The following is a 15965-nucleotide window of genomic DNA, read 5'->3' as shown; positions in this document are numbered from 1 at the left end:
AGGAGATCCCTCATTGCATTCGGGATGACGATGAAATTTCGTCATCCTGAACGTAGTGAAGGATCTCCCATTACAGGCACTGCACCACGTTCAGGAAATCCCTCATTGCATTAGGGATTACGATTAAATTTCGTCATCCTGAACGTAGTGAAGGATCTCCCAATGCAGGCACCGCACCACGTTCAGGAAATCCCTCATTGCATTCGGGATGACGATTAAATTTCGTCATCCTGAACGTAGTGAAGGATCTCCCATTACAGGCACCGCACCACGTTCAGGAGATCCCTCATTGCATTCGGGATGACGATGAAATTTCGTCATCCTGAACGGAGTGAAGGATCTCCCATTACAGGCACCGCACCAAATTCAGGAGATCCCTCATTGCATTCGGGATGACGATGAAATTTCGTCATCCTGAACGTAGTGAAGGATCTCCCATTACAGGCACCGCACCACGTTCAGGAGAGCCCTCATTGCATTGGGGATGACGATTAAATTTCGTCATCCTGAACGTAGTGAAGGATCTCCCAATGCTGGCACCGCACCACGTTCAGGAAATCCCTCATTGCATTCGGGATTACGATTAAATTTCGTCATCCTGAACGTAGTGAAGGATCTCCCAATGCAGGCACCGCACCAAATTCAGGAGATCCCTTATTGCATTCGGGATGAGGATTAAATTTCGTCATCCTGAACGCAGCAAAGAATCTCCACATGAAAGCACCCCACTGCTTTCAGGAGATCCCTCACCTGGCTCTATCTCTTGGTCTCATCTCTGCCTATGCCCCGCGGATTTTCCACGGGGCGCCAGAGCGCTTATCGGCTCTAGGTTTTAGAAGATGTGTAGAAGATTCAACGACTGGTTCGAGCGAACAACTCCCGAACGTAAAGATTAATTAGAAGACACCTTCACGATGATCATGGCTGTCAAAATGCAACTTGCCATCTTTTACTCTAAGAGTCACATGTCCACCATGCATCAATTTACCAAATAAAAGTTCATCGGCTAAAGGTTTTTTCACATTTTCCTGTATCAAACGAGCCATGGGGCGAGCACCCATCGCTTTATCATAACCGTGCTCAATTAACCATTCACGAGCTGATTTATCTACAGTAAAAGTAACTCCTTTATGACTTAGTTGCTCATCCAGTTCCATTATAAATTTATCAACTACCAAACCTATAGTTTGAGAATCCAATGGAGCAAAATTGATTATCGCATCCAGTCGGTTTCTAAATTCAGGACTAAATTGCTTCTTGATTACTTCCAATCCATCGTTGGTATTATCCTGTCTGGAAAATCCTATTGAGTTACGCACAATCTCACTAGCTCCAGCATTACTCGTCATCACTAGAATAATATGTCTGAAATCAGCTTGTCTTCCGTTAGTATCAGTCAAAGTACCGTGATCCATAATCTGTAATAACAGATTAAAGACATCAGGATGCGCTTTTTCAATTTCATCAAGTAATAAAACAGCATGTGGATTTTTTGTCACAGCTTCAGTCAAAAGCCCACCTTGATCATAACCAACATATCCAGGAGGTGCTCCAATTAAGCGGGACACCGTATGCTTTTCCATATACTCGGACATATCAAATCGCAATAACTCAATTCCCAGAACATTAGCCAATTGTCGTGTGACCTCTGTTTTACCAACCCCGGTAGGACCAGCAAACAGGAAACAGCCAACAGGTTTTTGAGGTTCTCTGAGTCCTGAACGACCTAATTTAATTGCTGATGCAAGCGCAGTGATCGCCTGATCTTGTCCATAAACCAATAATTTCAGATCACGCTCGAGATTACGCAGTGTATCTTTATCACGAGCAGAGACTTTCTTAATGGGTATGCGGGCAATTTTAGCAACAACACTTTCAATTTCTGTCACACTAATAATCTTTTTACGCTTATTAGCAGTTAACAGATTTTGATAGGCACCGGCTTCATCCACCACATCAATCGCTTTATCCGGCAAAAAACGATCATTAATGTATTTCGCTGATAATTCGGCAGCTGCTTTTAATGAAGGGATAGAGAATTTAACACCATGGTGATCTTCCAGACGGCCTTTTAACCCTTTCAGTATTTCAAAGGTTTCATCAACTGTCGGTTCGGAAATGTCTATTTTTTGAAAACGTCTGGCCAAAGCTCTGTCTTTTTCAAAAATACCACGGTATTCCTGATAAGTTGTGGATCCTATGCATTTTAATTCTCCATTGGCCAATAAGGGCTTAATAAGGTTGGAGGCATCCATAACACCACCTGAGGCAGCACCTGCACCGATAATGGTATGAATTTCATCTATAAATAAAACAGCGCCTTCTTGTTGCCCCAATTGTTTTAAAACAGCTTTCAGACGTTTCTCAAAATCACCTCGATATTTGGTTCCGGCTAATAGAGCGCCCAAATCGAGTGAATAAACAACGCAGCCACGAATGGCATCGGGTATCTCGCCATCCACGATTCGACGTGCTAATCCTTCTGCAATGGCGGTTTTACCTACACCTGCTTCACCAACGAGCAATGGATTATTTTTTCGTCGTCTGCATAAGACCTGGATTGTACGTTGTATTTCTTCATGTCGGCCAATTAATGGATCAATTTTACCTTGTTTGGCTCGTCGGTTAAGATTCATACAATAACTGTCCAGAGGCGATTCATTGCCCTCTGGTGACATCATATCCTCATCCATAGAGGAGTTCATATTTTCGTGCATGTCATTATTTTGATATTTTGAAACACCATGAGAAATATAATTAATGACATCAAGCCTGGTAATATTTTCTCTTCTTAGAAAATACACTGCCTGACTTTCCTGTTCACTGAAAATAGCAGCCAGCACATTGGCGCCGGTTACTTCTGTTTTTCCTGCAGACTGCACATGAAAAACGGCGCGTTGTAATACTCGCTGAAAACCTAATGTTGGTTGAGTTTCCCTATCTAATTCATCTTCAGGGATTCTGGGTGTTGTTTCATCAATAAATTCAACTAAATCGCGGCGAAGAGCCTCGATGTTAGCGTCACATGCCTGCAACACATTACCTGCTGCTGGGTTATCAAGCAAGGACAACAGCAAATGTTCAACAGTCATAAATTCATGACGCTTTTCTTTTGCTTCCTTGAAGGCTAGATTCAAGGTGAATTCTAGTTCTTTATTTAACATTGTCGTTGCTCCTTTCCAGCCCACCACCAGTCATTCGGGTTCCATGCTAGATAGCAATGGATGTTGATTCATTCTGGCGTATTCATTTACTAGGGCGACTTTCGTTTCTGCTATATCTCTTGTAAACACGCCACATACGCCCTTCCCTTGTATATGAACCTGTAACATCACCTGAATTGCAATTTCTTCACTTAAATGAAAAAAATGCTTCAGTACCTCTACCACAAAATCCATTGGTGTATAGTCATCATTGAGCAATACAACTTTATACTTTCTAGGCAGCTTAATATCCGTACTTAATTCAGTATCAGCTATCTCATGCCTGACAAATTCCTCTAAATTCTGCCCGCTCATAACTTACAACCTCATACTATTTTTATAGACTCCCTACACACATTTGGCCAGTAAATTTCGCTATTTTTAATGAAATATTTAGCCTTTGAAATAATCAATAGCATATTGATTACTAAGAACTCACTCAATTGTAAATTTATCGTATTAATTTACCATCAGAACTGTTTTAGAAATCATTCCTGATTATTCCTTATTTTGTGAGCTAATACTTCTCTTTAAAAACAGTACTCTTACTTTTATGGAGCCAACGGTTTGAAAGCCCTATCATCATTGCAGTTACTTGAAACAATCGAACTACATCTGACGTTAAGAGTTGGAACATGGCACCAACTCCTAACGTTTGATAGTTTAATAGCATCCATAGATTCAAATATCGGTAAGTACTTAATACTACCTACATATGTTTTATCATTGCATCAGCAAAACCTGAGCTGCTTACTAATGTTGCGCCAGGCATACCGCGTTCGAAATCATAGGTCACCGTTTTAGCTTCAATTGCGCCTTCCATGCCTTTAATAATCAAATCAGCTGCTTCAGTCCAACCCATATGTCTTAACATCATTTCAGCAGATAGGATAATTGAGCCAGGATTCACTTTATTCTGACCGGCATATTTTGGTGCTGTGCCGTGAGTTGCCTCAAACACTGCAACATCATCACTCATATTAGCGCCAGGTGCTATACCGATACCACCAACCTGGGCTGCTAAAGCGTCAGAAATGTAATCGCCATTCAAGTTTAAGGTGGCGATGACACTATAATCTTCTGGTCTTAGCAAGATTTGTTGTAAAAATGCATCAGCAATTACATCATTGATGATAATTTGTTTGCCCGTTTTAGGATTTTTAAATTCCATCCAGGGGCCACCTTGATATTCCTTGGCGCCAAAAGTATCTCGAGCTACCTGATATCCCCAATCCTTAAATGCACCTTCAGTAAATTTCATAATGTTACCTTTATGAACCAAAGTAACAGTCTGACGATCGTTATCAATTGCATATTGAATTGCTGCTTTCACCAAACGGGTAGTACCTTCTTTGGATACAGGTTTGATACCAATACCACAATGCTCAGGGAAGCGAATTTTTTTAACGCCCATATCATTTTTCAAGAATTGAATTACCTTTTTCGCTTCTGGAGAATCAGCCTGCCATTCAATACCAGCATAAATATCTTCCGCATTTTCACGGAATATGACCATATCAGTTTTCCAAGGCTCTCTAACTGGGCTTGGAACACCTTTAAAATAACGAATAGGACGTAAGCAGGTATAAAGATCCATATCCTGACGTATTGCCACGTTTAAAGAGCGAATACCACCGCCAACAGGTGTAGTTAATGGGCCTTTAATTGAAACAACATATTTTTTCAAGGCATCTATAGTTTCTTTTGGTAACCATTGATCACTACCATAAACCTGAGTAGCCTTCTCGCCAGCATACACTTCCATCCAGGCAATTTTTCTCTTGTTGCCATATGCTTTCTCAACAGCTGCATCAACAACACGAATCATTGGAGGCGTCACATCAACCCCAATACCATCACCTTCGATAAAAGGAATAATTGGATTATTAGGTACACGAAGAGAAAGATCAGCAGCCACTGTAATGGCTTCACCTTGTGCAGGTACTTTTATTTTATCGTATGTCATTGACCACTCCGTAAATTTTAGAGAGATAAATCATAGCATGTGATAACACCTAATCCCAAATATGAATTTATATTATTCTTTAATATTATTTAATCTTCAGTTCAATTGTTGAATATCTGTATCTTCAGTATTTTTAAAAGAATGATGGGCTGCTCAAAATTACCTCAACTTCCATAAAATTATAACTGTGTAAAACTATTCTATAATGATTATCAATATGTGCTGCATTACTTAATTAAAACAATGTCACTTTTAATAACATGGAGTATGAGTATCATGTCAGATTTTGAACCCGCATCTCAGAAGCCTGTTCTTACTAAATCGATACCCTACGAAGGAATACCAACTTTTCTAAGATCAGAGTATACACGCGATTTGAAAGGAGTTGATTTCGCAATCTATGGTGTTCCTTTCGATCTAAGTACATTCAATCGCTCAGGAGCCCGTTTTGGACCACGTAGTATTCGAGATCTCTCCTGCTATTTAAGTATTTTGGGTACATGCTGGCCACATAAATATCGAATTGATCATCAATTCAAAATAATAGATTATGGTGATATTGGCTTTTTTCCTGGTCAAATTGACACTATGTTGCAAAACCTGGAATCAACTATAAAAGAACTGAGCTCACATGATGTTCTTACTTTAGGATTAGGTGGTGATCATCTGGTTGCCTATCCTGCTATAAAAGCACTTGCACAGAAACACGGACCTTTATCGTTAATCCATTTTGATGCACATACAGATACAGTTCAAATGCCACACTTGACCCATGGAAGTATGTTTTATTATGCAGTTAAGGAAGGATTAGTCGATCCTGAGAGTTCTATTCAAATTGGAATACGTACCAGTGTACCTGAAACTCCGAAGTTACATGTCATCACAGCCAATCAATGTTTCGAAATGGGAGCAAAACAGGTAGTAGACACAATACGAAACATTGTTGGCACCCGAAAATGCTATATCAGTCTTGATGTAGATTGCATGGATCCAGCTTTTACGCCAGGTACGGGAACGCCCATGCCAGGAGGCCTGACTTCAGCAATGCAACGGGAAATTTTATGGGGACTAGTCGGATTAAATATGATAGGAGGAGATGTTGTAGAAGTATCTCCGCCATATGACGTAGCGCAAACCACTGCTCTCGTAGGTGCCACCGTCGCAATTGACATGTTATACATTCTCGGAGATACAAAACTACGCAAGGTTAAATAAATTTATAAGCTAACCAAAGGCTTGACTCCTCACTTAACGCTCAATTAAATGAAGCTCTTCTGCGAATTGACCAGAGGAGCTTCAATCCATAGAACTATTAGTTTGCATTCTGATGGATGTATTTGATTCGATTTAGATACTGAAATTATCCTCAGACCCTCATCAAACGATACTGAATCAAAACCAATCTCATTGTCTTAAAAAAAGTCCATTTTAAGTATGGTTGAAAATATTGGGTATTTATGTGATGCTTCACCGATTACGACCAGAACGGATGCTAGCTAATTAAGGGTTATTCAAAAAGTGATTCCAGGTAGTAGTCTATGTTCAATTACCAACGACTATCAAATACTACTGTACCCGTTTTTCAGTTCATAAGAACATTCATTTTGAGAATATATAATGATAAGTCTAAGGCTGAATTGAGATTGCTCAACCAATAATGTTCCATATAACGCAGCATCTATTTAACTTAAAAGGAATTATCAATTTACATGAACGTTATAATCAGTTTATTTTTAATCATTTGTTTCACTCAGACGAGTTTTGCACTCACAAAAAGCGAAGAGGAACTACTTACTCAAGTTCAAAAGCAAACTTATCACTATTTTTATGAGTTTGCTCATCCGACTAGCGGTATGGCGCGTGAAAGAAGTAATCAGAATTATCCTGATTATGATCCTGAAGCCATTATAACCACTGGTGGTTCAGGGTTTGGCTTTATGGCAACCATTGTTGCAGTTGAGCGTCAATTTATCAGCAGAGAACAAGGAGTAGATCATCTGCTTAAAGCAGTTCGATTTTTAGATACGCAGGCAGATAAATTTCATGGAATATTTCCTCATTGGATGTATGGTGACACCGGTAAAACATTTGCTCATTGGCAGTATGATGATGGAAGCGATCTGGTTGAAACAGCATTTTTATTTCAAGGCTTGTTAACCGTTCATCAATATTTTGACAGGAATACCCCTAAAGAGGTCGAATTGCGCCACACCATTAACACATTATGGCGTAATGCGAATTGGAACTGGCATACCAATGGAACGAATGACACACTCTATTGGCATTGGTCGCCTAATTACGACTGGCATATGAATCATAAAATTCGAGGTTGGGATGAAACATTAATTACCTATATCTTAGCTGCAAGTTCCCCGACCCATCCCATTTCTAAACAAGTTTATGACCGTTGTTATAAAGACTCTCCGTCGTATCATAATGGTAATGACTACTATGGTGTAAAGTTGCCACTCGGTGTACCTTACGGTGGCCCCTTATTCTGGTCGCATTATTCGTTCCTGGGTCTAGATCCAAATGGATTGACAGATGGCAACATTGACTATTACGAACAGAACGTGGCACACACCAAAATTAATCACGCTTATTGTGCAGATAACCCCAAAGGATATCAAGGATATAGTGACCGTTGTTGGGGGCTAACCGCATCCGATATCGATACAGGTTATGGTGCTCAATCTCCTACTCAGGATGTCGGCGTTTTAACACCAACAGCAGCGCTGTCCTCCTTTCCCTATACACCAGAAGAATCCATGAAGGCGCTAAAATGCTTTATCAATCAACCTAAATTATGGAGTACTCTGGGATTTAAAGATGCATACAATCCAACAACCGGTTGGGTAGCAGATGGTTCATTAGCTATTGATCAAGGCCCAATTATCGTAATGATTGAAAACTACCGTTCTCAATTATTATGGCGGTTATTTATGTCACACCCTGATGTGCAGCAAGGACTAAAAAATCTGGGATTTCACTCACCCAGGATAGATTAATATGATGCGCTTTAACTTGTGTTGCTTGATTCTTTGCTGTCTGGTCTCATTGGCAAATGCAAAAACAGAAAGTCAAAAAGAAGAATTTATTGAGAATTTGCTATCTCGTATGACTGTAGCTGAAAAGATTGGCCAACTGAATTTGCTGACTGTTGGTTTAACCGAAACCGGACCTGCCAGCAACAAGGAGATTGATTCTAAAATCAAAAATGGCCAAGTCGGTGCTCTGATGAATGCCTATTCGCCAAAAGTAGTTAAACGATTGCAAGACTTGGCCATTAAAAACTCACGTTTAAAGATACCCTTATTGTTTGGATTTGATGTGATTCATGGTTATCGTACCATATTCCCTATTCCTCTAGCGCAGTCTGCAAGCTGGAATCCCGACCTGATAAAGAAATTAGCACATGCCTCAGCAAGTGAAGCAACACAGGATGGCCTGCATTGGACCTTTAGCCCCATGGTCGATATTGTAAGAGATCCACGCTGGGGTAGAGTCATGGAATCCGCTGGCGAGGACCCATTATTAGCATCAAAGATAGGGACGGCAATGGTCTCGGGCTATCAAGGAACAGATCTGTCTCAGCCTTCATCCATTATGGCCTGTGTTAAACATTTTGCCCTATATGGAGGAGCTGAAGCAGGGCGTGATTACAACACCGTTGATATGAGCCTGGCGCGGATGCATAACGACTACTTACCGCCCTACGTCGCAGCTATTAATGCCAAAGCAAAAAGTGTGATGACATCATTTAACGAGGTCAATGGTATCCCGGCAACTGGTAATTACTGGTTGATGAAAGAGTTATTGCGGGATACCTACCGATTCGATGGATTGCTTGTCACAGATTATACAGCCATTAATGAAATGATGGCACATGGAGTAGGTGATGCCAAAGAAGTGACTCGTTTAGCCATGAATGCAACCACTGATATGGATATGGTTGGTGAGATGTATGTCAATCAGTTATCAAATCTATTGAAAGAGAAACAAATTAAAATCGAACAAATTAATGATGCGGTAAAAAGAATACTAAGTGTTAAATGGGATTTAGGTTTGTTTGATCAACCCTATCACCACATGGGTCAATTGACCTATGATAAAAAGCAGCACCGAGACTTAGCCCATCAGGCAGCGCTTGAGAGTATTGTTTTATTAAAAAATGCTAACGGTCTTCTGCCCCTGAATCCCAACCAAAAAATTGTGTTTATCGGTCCTTTTGTAAAGGATGCAAATCAACAACTGGGAGAATGGCGCGCCATCGGCCGACCTGAAGAGGCAACGAGCCTGTGGCAAGCATTGAAAGAGAAACAGTACGCGGCTCATATTCGATATGCAAAAGGCTGCAACTTTTCCGATAATAAAGCGTTAGTAACCTATTTGAATCAACATGGCGGCTCTATTAAAAACGATGATCCTCAAAAATTATTAAACGAAGCTTTGTCAATTGCTCAACAAAGCGAGGTCATTGTTGCTGTTTTAGGTGAGCCTTTTGGCATGAGTGGAGAAGCCGCCAGTCGTACCAGGATTGGTTTATTACCTAATCAGTTAAACTTATTAAAAGCACTGAAAAAACTCAACAAGCCTATCGTATTGGTATTGATAAATGGTCGACCATTAACCATTGAATGGCCGCATCAACATGTTGATGCCATTGTTGAAGCTTGGTATGGCGGCAGCGAAGCAGGTACTGCTATTTCAGATGTATTATTTGGCCGTTACAATCCTTCAGGTAAATTAACCATGACTGTTCCACGTCATGTGGGCCAGATCCCGATTTATTATAATGCCAAACCAACTGGACGTCCTTATCAGCAGCATAGTCAACAATTTGCTGAAAAATATAAAAGCAAATACATTGATGAATCAAATTTACCGAGATACCCATTCGGCTATGGCTTGAGTTATAGTCATTTTCGATATCATGATATGAAAATAAATACTTCGACCTTACACAAAAATACAAGAATCACTGCGTCAGTTATTGTGACCAATAATGGAAGGTATAATGGCCACGAGATTGTTCAACTTTATCTGCATGATAAAGTGGCATCAATGACTCAACCAGAAAAACAGCTCAAAGGCTTTAAAAAAATCTTTTTGAACAAAGGCGAGTCCAAACGCATTACATTTACTATTACTGAGCCTATGCTTCGATTTTATAATGCACATTTAGATTATGTTTCAGAGCCTGGAGTGTTTGAGCTTTATATAGGACCCAGCTCACAAACACAGATGAAGAAAGAATTTATCTATGAATAGTATATCCATCGGGCCTTCTGAAAAACCTCAATCTCTTTATTTTTAATTCGGCCATGTAGGGATATGTTGACAACTCCAATATCGACGTCCCGCGCTTTGTTCCAGAGAGTCTGAACTCCCTCACTAAAAATTTCTTTTGCCACGACCTTGAGGCTTTTCGTAAGTCAGGTCTATGGCTAATACTGATTTAATTGGACTTTAAAAAGAGTTAGACCTTACGTTATGCATGTTGCAACATTTTTATCTGCTCATACAACTGATCATAACCGGCTTCTACATTAATGTAATCGCTTTTAGCCAATAATATAGACATTGATCCGTCATCTGTTGCAGAAGGTTTTTGTAAAATGCCATTAAATCCTTCAAGTTTTAAGCGAACATAATCGCTGAATTTTGTTACCAAATAAAAATTTCTGAAATAGTTATCAGGACTCATATGCACGGCTTTCGCATCTTTAGCCAATTCATGTCCTGGTAAATAGTCTTTTAAAGAATAAGAAGAGTTATTATGAACTGCAATAATTTTGCCTTTAGGCAATAATTCTTTAATTTTATTTGCTAATTTTTTTACTTCCCTATGAGCTTCAGGTGAGTAGGAGCTGTATTGAATCAATGTTTTTTTGATTCCATTATCCGTATATATTCTATTCGGATCAAATTCATAACGTTTCTTATTCAAATGAAAAACGATATTTCGACCCCCTGAATGGATCAGGGTAATAAGACTACCGCCGTCTTTACGGATTACTCTTTTAGCTGCTTTCAAGGCTGTCTGTTCATTGTGATGTACATGTACGTAGGTTTTCCCCTTGCCAACGGTTTGCTGAATAACAACGCGTTCATCTCCCACCATCACTTTATGATTAATCGCACAGCCGGTTTGAGCTAAAACCAATAAAGCAAGCAGTATCCATTTCATGTACAAATTTCACCATAAAGAGTAAATTTGCACCATTGTATAGTGATGGAATTTAAAAAACAATCCATTATCTGTCATGAATTGAATTAAATCATAGTATTAGCAGTTGCCTGAAATTGAGAATAAATCTACCATTGAGATCCGATCATTTTTATCCATTAAATATTCCATGCCCCCAATAATTCTTTTCAATAAACCCTTTGGTGTTGTTACACAGTTTACAGGAGAGGTTCATGAACAGACTCTGGCAGCCTACATTAAAATTCCTGATTTTTATGCTGCAGGACGGTTAGATAAAAACAGTGAAGGTTTGTTATTATTGACCAATGATGGCGCACTTCAGCATCGATTGACTCACCCCAGATTTGAAAAAAATAAATACTACTGGGTACAGGTAGAAGGTATTCCTACCGATGCTGACCTAGAGCCATTGAGAAATGGTTTAACCATTAGAGATTGTACCTTTTTACCTGCTCAGGCTCATCAGATTGCCGAGCCTTCACTCTGGCCGCGAAACCCACCAATACGAGAACGAAAAAACATTCCAACCAGCTGGATAGAAATCATATTGAAAGAAGGAAAAAATCACCAAATTCGAAAAATGACCGCCGCTATTGGATTTCCCACATTAAGATTGATTAGGCATCGGATTGGCGAATGGCAGTTAGGAGATTTACAACCAGGTGAATTTACGCTGCTACCATAAATTAAAATTCATGTACTTCTCAATTATCGATAAACCAATCGAGTCAATAATGAACCATCACCTAATAAACGTATCCAGGGCCAGAAAAACATCCCCAGAACCGCACTTATAAAGGGCATGAGCAAACTGTAATGAAAACCTAATAAAGCGTCAATAAAAGAAATAACGGATTGATATAATAAGCAAAAGAATCCAATAAGACAGATTTGCTGTATCATGGAGAAAAATTGGAATCGTCTTGACTTGCTGGAAGCAATCCAGGTTACTAGCAGTAATGCAAATGAATGTTCTCCTATCACTGTAGAAAGCAGCACATCCAATAAAAGACCGGTAATTAATAGCGTAGTTAACCTGAAATTTCCAGGTAAATAATACTCAATGTACAATACCAATAATAAAATCCAGGGCGGTCGAAAAGCAGACAGAATTTCAGGCATTGGCAAAATTGAGAGTACCAGAGCCCCAATAAATCCTATCCATAATCGCAGGCGAAGATTCCTCATCAAGCGGACTCCTCGGCATTCAATCGTTCATTAATTTGAGAAGTTAATTCCTCTTGTTCAAGATCGGGCCAAATTAAAAGAACCAAACGATTACGGTTAAGCAGGGCAACAGGACTTACCATTACTTTTACAAAATCTTCACCAGGAATACTATTAACTCGTTCAACACGACCTACCGGGTACCCTTCTGGGTATCGTCGCCCTAAACCCGATGTCACCAATACATCACCAGGATGAATGGAGGAAGTTTTTGGTAAATTTATTAGAGACAGCTGATCGATACTGTTATTGCCAACCAGTATTGCCCGCTCTCCGGTACGATTATTTCTTACAGGTACTGCACTCTTGGAATCGGATATCAATAGTACAGTACTCGTCATTGGACCTACATCAATCACCTGGCCCATGACGCCTTTCGCATCGAGCACAGGTTGTCCAGAATACACTCCGTCACGTTTTCCCTTATTTAATACAACAATTTGTCGTGAGTTACTGGTATCTACAGCAAGAATTTGGGCAGCCATGGCACGCATATCAGCCTGGGACGAGGTTAGTAATAATTCTTTTAGCTGTGAGTTTTCTTTTTGTATGACTAATAGCTTTTGTAACTCTGCTTCCAGCATGGTTTGCTGATAGCGTAGCTGCATGTTTTCATCGATCAAAGCTTTTTTTGCACTAACCAACGATTGAACCCAGCCAACAACCCGAACTGGATAATCAACAGCATACTGCAAAGGAGAAACAATTAAAGAAAATCCACTTCGGACATTATCCATATAATGGTAATGATAATCAGAAATCATCATAAAAATAGAAAAAACAAGAGCAAACACAAATCCAATAGAACTGTGTCCACCCTTGATAAATAATCTACTGTGCTTATTATTCTGTTGAGAGGAAATCACCGCCACGCAAATCCATGGTTTCTAAAGCTTTACCACCACCACGTGCTACGCAGGTCAATGGATCTTCAGCAATTAATACAGGTAATCCTGTTTCTTCCATCAGTAACGTGTCTATGTTTTTCAACAAAGCACCGCCTCCGGTTAAAACCATACCACGCTCGGCTATATCCGCTGCCAACTCAGGTGGAGCCAACTCTAATGCAGCTCGTACCGCACCTACTATTCCTGATAAAGGTTCTTGTAATGCTTCCAGAATTTCTGCGCTTGTCAAAGTAAAACTACGTGGCACACCTTCAGCAAGGTTTCTTCCACGCACTTCAATTTCAAACAAATCACGGCTTGGAAATGCAGAACCGATTTCGTGTTTAATTCGTTCTGCTGTTGTTTCACCGATCAAAGTACCGTAATTACGACGAACATAAGAGACAATAGCGTCATCAAATTTGTCACCGCCAATTCGTACTGATTGATGATAGACAATACCACTTAAAGAGATAATGGCCACTTCAGTGGTTCCACCACCAATGTCTACTACCATAGAACCGCTGGCTTCTTCAACTGGCATTCCAGAACCCAGAGCAGCAGCCATAGGTTCTTCAATAAGAAATACTTCTCGAGCCCCTGCTCCCATAGCGGATTCGCGAATAGCGCGACGTTCAACCTGAGTAGAACCACAAGGAACACAAACAAGGACTCTTGGGCTAGGTCTGAGAAATTTATTTTCATGGACTTTATGTATGAAATGCTGAAGCATTTTCTCAGTAACAAAAAAATCTGCAATTACGCCGTCTTTCATCGGTCGAATGGCGTTAATGTTACCGGGAGTTCTTCCTAACATGCGTTTCGCTTCAATGCCCACAGCAGCAACTCGCTTTTGGCCTGATTCATTACGCAAAGCAACCACGGACGGCTCGTTAAGGACAATGCCCTTATCCCGAACATAAATCAATGTATTTGCAGTTCCTAAATCGATTGACAAATCGTTAGAAAACACGCCCCTTAATTTTCTGAACATATGCAGTAAGATCCCGTTCTTCTTTTTGGATGCTACTTTATCCTATATTTGAGTAAAAATCGACAGTTGAATTGTAAGAAATTTAAATAATTGCGTAAATTTTGAGGTTAAGACAAATATGGAAAAATCAATTCGAGCCAAGTTTATGAAGGCTTATCCATTTTCCTGGGCATTGATCACTTATTGGGCGTACTAGTTGTTGAAACAGCTATTCCACAATGAGTTTACTTCATCACAACTCTGATAAACGTCATACCGAATGCAATGAGGGATCTCCTGAACATGGCACTGTGCCAAAATTTGGAGATCCTTCGCTGTGCTCAGGATGACGTTATAATTTAAGAAACAATATAACTCTAAAAATCGTCATCCCGAATGCAATGAAAGATCTCCTGAACGTGGCACTGTGCCAGAATTTGGAGATCCTTCGCTGCGCTCAGGATGACGTTATAATTTCTAAACACGATATAACTCTAGAAATCGTCATCCCGAATGCAATGAGGGATCTCCTGAATGTGGCACTGCGCCACAATTTGGAGATCCTTCGCTGTGCTCAGGATGACGTTATAATTTAAGAAAACAGTATAACTCTAAAAATCGTCATCCCGAATGAAATGAGGGATCTCCTGAACGTGGCACTGTGCCAGAATTTGGAGATCCTTCGCTGCGCTCAGGATGACGTTACAATTTCTAAACACGATATAACTCTAGAAATCGTCATCCCGAATGAAATGAAAGATCTCCTGAACGTGGCACTGTGCCAGAATTTGGAGATCCTTCGCTGCGCTCAGGATGACGTTATAATTTCTAAACACGATATAACTCTAGAAATCGTCATCCCGAATGAAATGAGGGATCTCCTGAACATAGTACTGCGCCACAATTCGGAGATCCTTCGCTGCGCTCAGGATGACGTTATCACTTTTAAACACGATATAACTCTAGAAAACGTCATCCCGAATGCAATGAGGGATCTCCTGAATGTGGCACTGCGCCACAATTTGGAGATCCTTCGCTGTGCTCAGGATTACATTATAACTTTTGAACACATTATTACTCAGGGAGCAGTCTATCCAAAGCAATTAAAACTAAAAATACTTCAGTACGACCTCAATGCTTAATTAATGATGAACACTTCTTTCAATTTATCACGATTAGTGTTCATAAAACGTTGTCCAAATCCTTTGACTTCAGCGAGCTCTTCAAGTGACTTAAATCCTTTATGACTCTCTCGGTAAGCAATGATCGCTTCAGCTCGTTTCTTCCCAATACCTTTAAAAGAACCGGTAAGAGTAGATAAATCCGCTTGATTAAGATCTATTTTACTTGAAGAAGGAGCATGTTGCTCTTGTTGTTTTTTAGGTACTGTATCTGCGTGAGCAGGAAGGGTTATAACAAATAATGACAATAACATAGCAATGAATCTTGCTTTCATAATTTTCTCCTAATTGTTGGACTAAGCGGCTCGTTCCGGAGC

The 15965-nt window shown here is 40.0% G+C and carries 13 protein-coding genes; 5 read left to right on the top strand and 8 right to left on the bottom strand.

All coding sequences use genetic code 11. The features are described from left to right. Nucleotides 1-896: 896 nt before the first annotated feature. The 3 genes from clpA to icd form a co-directional block, all read right to left on the bottom strand. A complete protein-coding gene (gene clpA / locus Lqua_RS10415) occupies nucleotides 897-3164 on the bottom strand; it encodes an ATP-dependent Clp protease ATP-binding subunit ClpA (protein WP_058474214.1) in 2268 nt (755 codons plus the stop codon). 30 nt (nucleotides 3165-3194) lie between these two features. Continuing rightward, the gene (gene clpS, locus Lqua_RS10410) at nucleotides 3195-3518 is read right to left on the bottom strand and encodes an ATP-dependent Clp protease adapter ClpS (protein WP_058474213.1); all 324 of its coding nucleotides are present in this window, start codon (nucleotides 3516-3518) and stop codon (nucleotides 3195-3197) included. Nucleotides 3519-3912: 394 nt separating this feature from the next. Beyond that, nucleotides 3913-5169 (bottom strand): NADP-dependent isocitrate dehydrogenase, encoded by a 1257-nt coding sequence (icd, locus tag Lqua_RS10405; protein ID WP_058474212.1) that lies wholly within the window; start codon nucleotides 5167-5169, stop codon nucleotides 3913-3915. A gap of 276 nt (nucleotides 5170-5445) precedes the next feature. On the opposite strand from icd, the gene speB reads away from it, so the two are divergent. The 3 genes from speB to bglX all read left to right on the top strand — a co-directional run bounded on the left by speB (nucleotide 5446) and on the right by bglX (nucleotide 10440). Continuing rightward, nucleotides 5446-6384 carry an agmatinase gene (gene speB, locus Lqua_RS10400; RefSeq protein ID WP_058474211.1) on the top strand — a complete coding sequence of 313 codons (939 nt, stop codon included), beginning with the start codon at nucleotides 5446-5448 and terminating at the stop codon, nucleotides 6382-6384. Nucleotides 6385-6878: 494 nt separating this feature from the next. Continuing rightward, a complete protein-coding gene (locus Lqua_RS10395) occupies nucleotides 6879-8177 on the top strand; it encodes a glucoamylase family protein (protein WP_058474210.1) in 1299 nt (432 codons plus the stop codon). A 1-nt stretch (nucleotide 8178) separates the two neighbouring features. Further along, nucleotides 8179-10440, top strand: a complete 2262-nt coding sequence (bglX, locus tag Lqua_RS10390; protein WP_058474209.1) for a beta-glucosidase BglX — start codon at nucleotides 8179-8181, stop codon at nucleotides 10438-10440. A 220-nt stretch (nucleotides 10441-10660) separates the two neighbouring features. Here bglX and Lqua_RS10385 read toward each other — a convergent pair whose 3' ends face one another. Continuing rightward, on the bottom strand, nucleotides 10661-11359 hold the full coding sequence (locus Lqua_RS10385) for a protein tyrosine phosphatase (protein ID WP_115148762.1): 699 nt from the start codon (nucleotides 11357-11359) through the stop codon (nucleotides 10661-10663). Nucleotides 11360-11528: 169 nt separating this feature from the next. On the opposite strand from Lqua_RS10385, the gene Lqua_RS10380 reads away from it, so the two are divergent. After that, nucleotides 11529-12065, top strand: a complete 537-nt coding sequence (locus Lqua_RS10380) for a pseudouridine synthase (protein ID WP_058474399.1) — start codon at nucleotides 11529-11531, stop codon at nucleotides 12063-12065. Between the two features lie 23 nt (nucleotides 12066-12088). Here Lqua_RS10380 and mreD read toward each other — a convergent pair whose 3' ends face one another. Genes mreD through Lqua_RS10365 form a run of 3 tightly spaced genes read right to left on the bottom strand, consistent with a single transcriptional unit; the run spans nucleotide 12089 to nucleotide 14488 of the window. Continuing rightward, nucleotides 12089-12568 (bottom strand): rod shape-determining protein MreD, encoded by a 480-nt coding sequence (gene mreD, locus Lqua_RS10375; protein ID WP_058474208.1) that lies wholly within the window; start codon nucleotides 12566-12568, stop codon nucleotides 12089-12091. Continuing rightward, nucleotides 12568-13473, bottom strand: coding sequence for a rod shape-determining protein MreC (gene mreC / locus Lqua_RS10370; RefSeq protein ID WP_058474207.1), 906 nt, complete (start codon nucleotides 13471-13473; stop codon nucleotides 12568-12570). The genes mreD and mreC overlap by 1 nt, the downstream gene beginning before the upstream one ends. Beyond that, nucleotides 13451-14488: a rod shape-determining protein gene (locus Lqua_RS10365; protein WP_018577556.1), complete on the bottom strand. Its 1038-nt coding sequence runs from the start codon at nucleotides 14486-14488 to the stop codon at nucleotides 13451-13453. The genes mreC and Lqua_RS10365 overlap by 23 nt, the downstream gene beginning before the upstream one ends. Nucleotides 14489-15120: 632 nt before the next feature. Between Lqua_RS10365 and Lqua_RS10360 the strand changes: the two genes are divergently transcribed. Next, the gene (locus tag Lqua_RS10360) at nucleotides 15121-15609 is read left to right on the top strand and encodes a hypothetical protein (RefSeq protein WP_058474206.1); all 489 of its coding nucleotides are present in this window, start codon (nucleotides 15121-15123) and stop codon (nucleotides 15607-15609) included. On the opposite strand, the gene Lqua_RS10355 is transcribed toward Lqua_RS10360, so the two are convergent. Beyond that, nucleotides 15606-15923 (bottom strand): ComEA family DNA-binding protein, encoded by a 318-nt coding sequence (locus Lqua_RS10355; RefSeq protein WP_058474205.1) that lies wholly within the window; start codon nucleotides 15921-15923, stop codon nucleotides 15606-15608. The two genes, Lqua_RS10360 and Lqua_RS10355, sit on opposite strands and share 4 nt — an antisense overlap. Between the last annotated feature and the right edge of the window lie 42 nt (nucleotides 15924-15965).

It is taken from the genome of Legionella quateirensis, from assembly GCF_001467955.1.
Classification (GTDB): Bacteria; Pseudomonadota; Gammaproteobacteria; order Legionellales; family Legionellaceae; genus Legionella; species Legionella quateirensis.
Note: the sequence above shows the minus strand (reverse complement) of the source record. Positions and strands in the feature narration are given on the sequence as shown.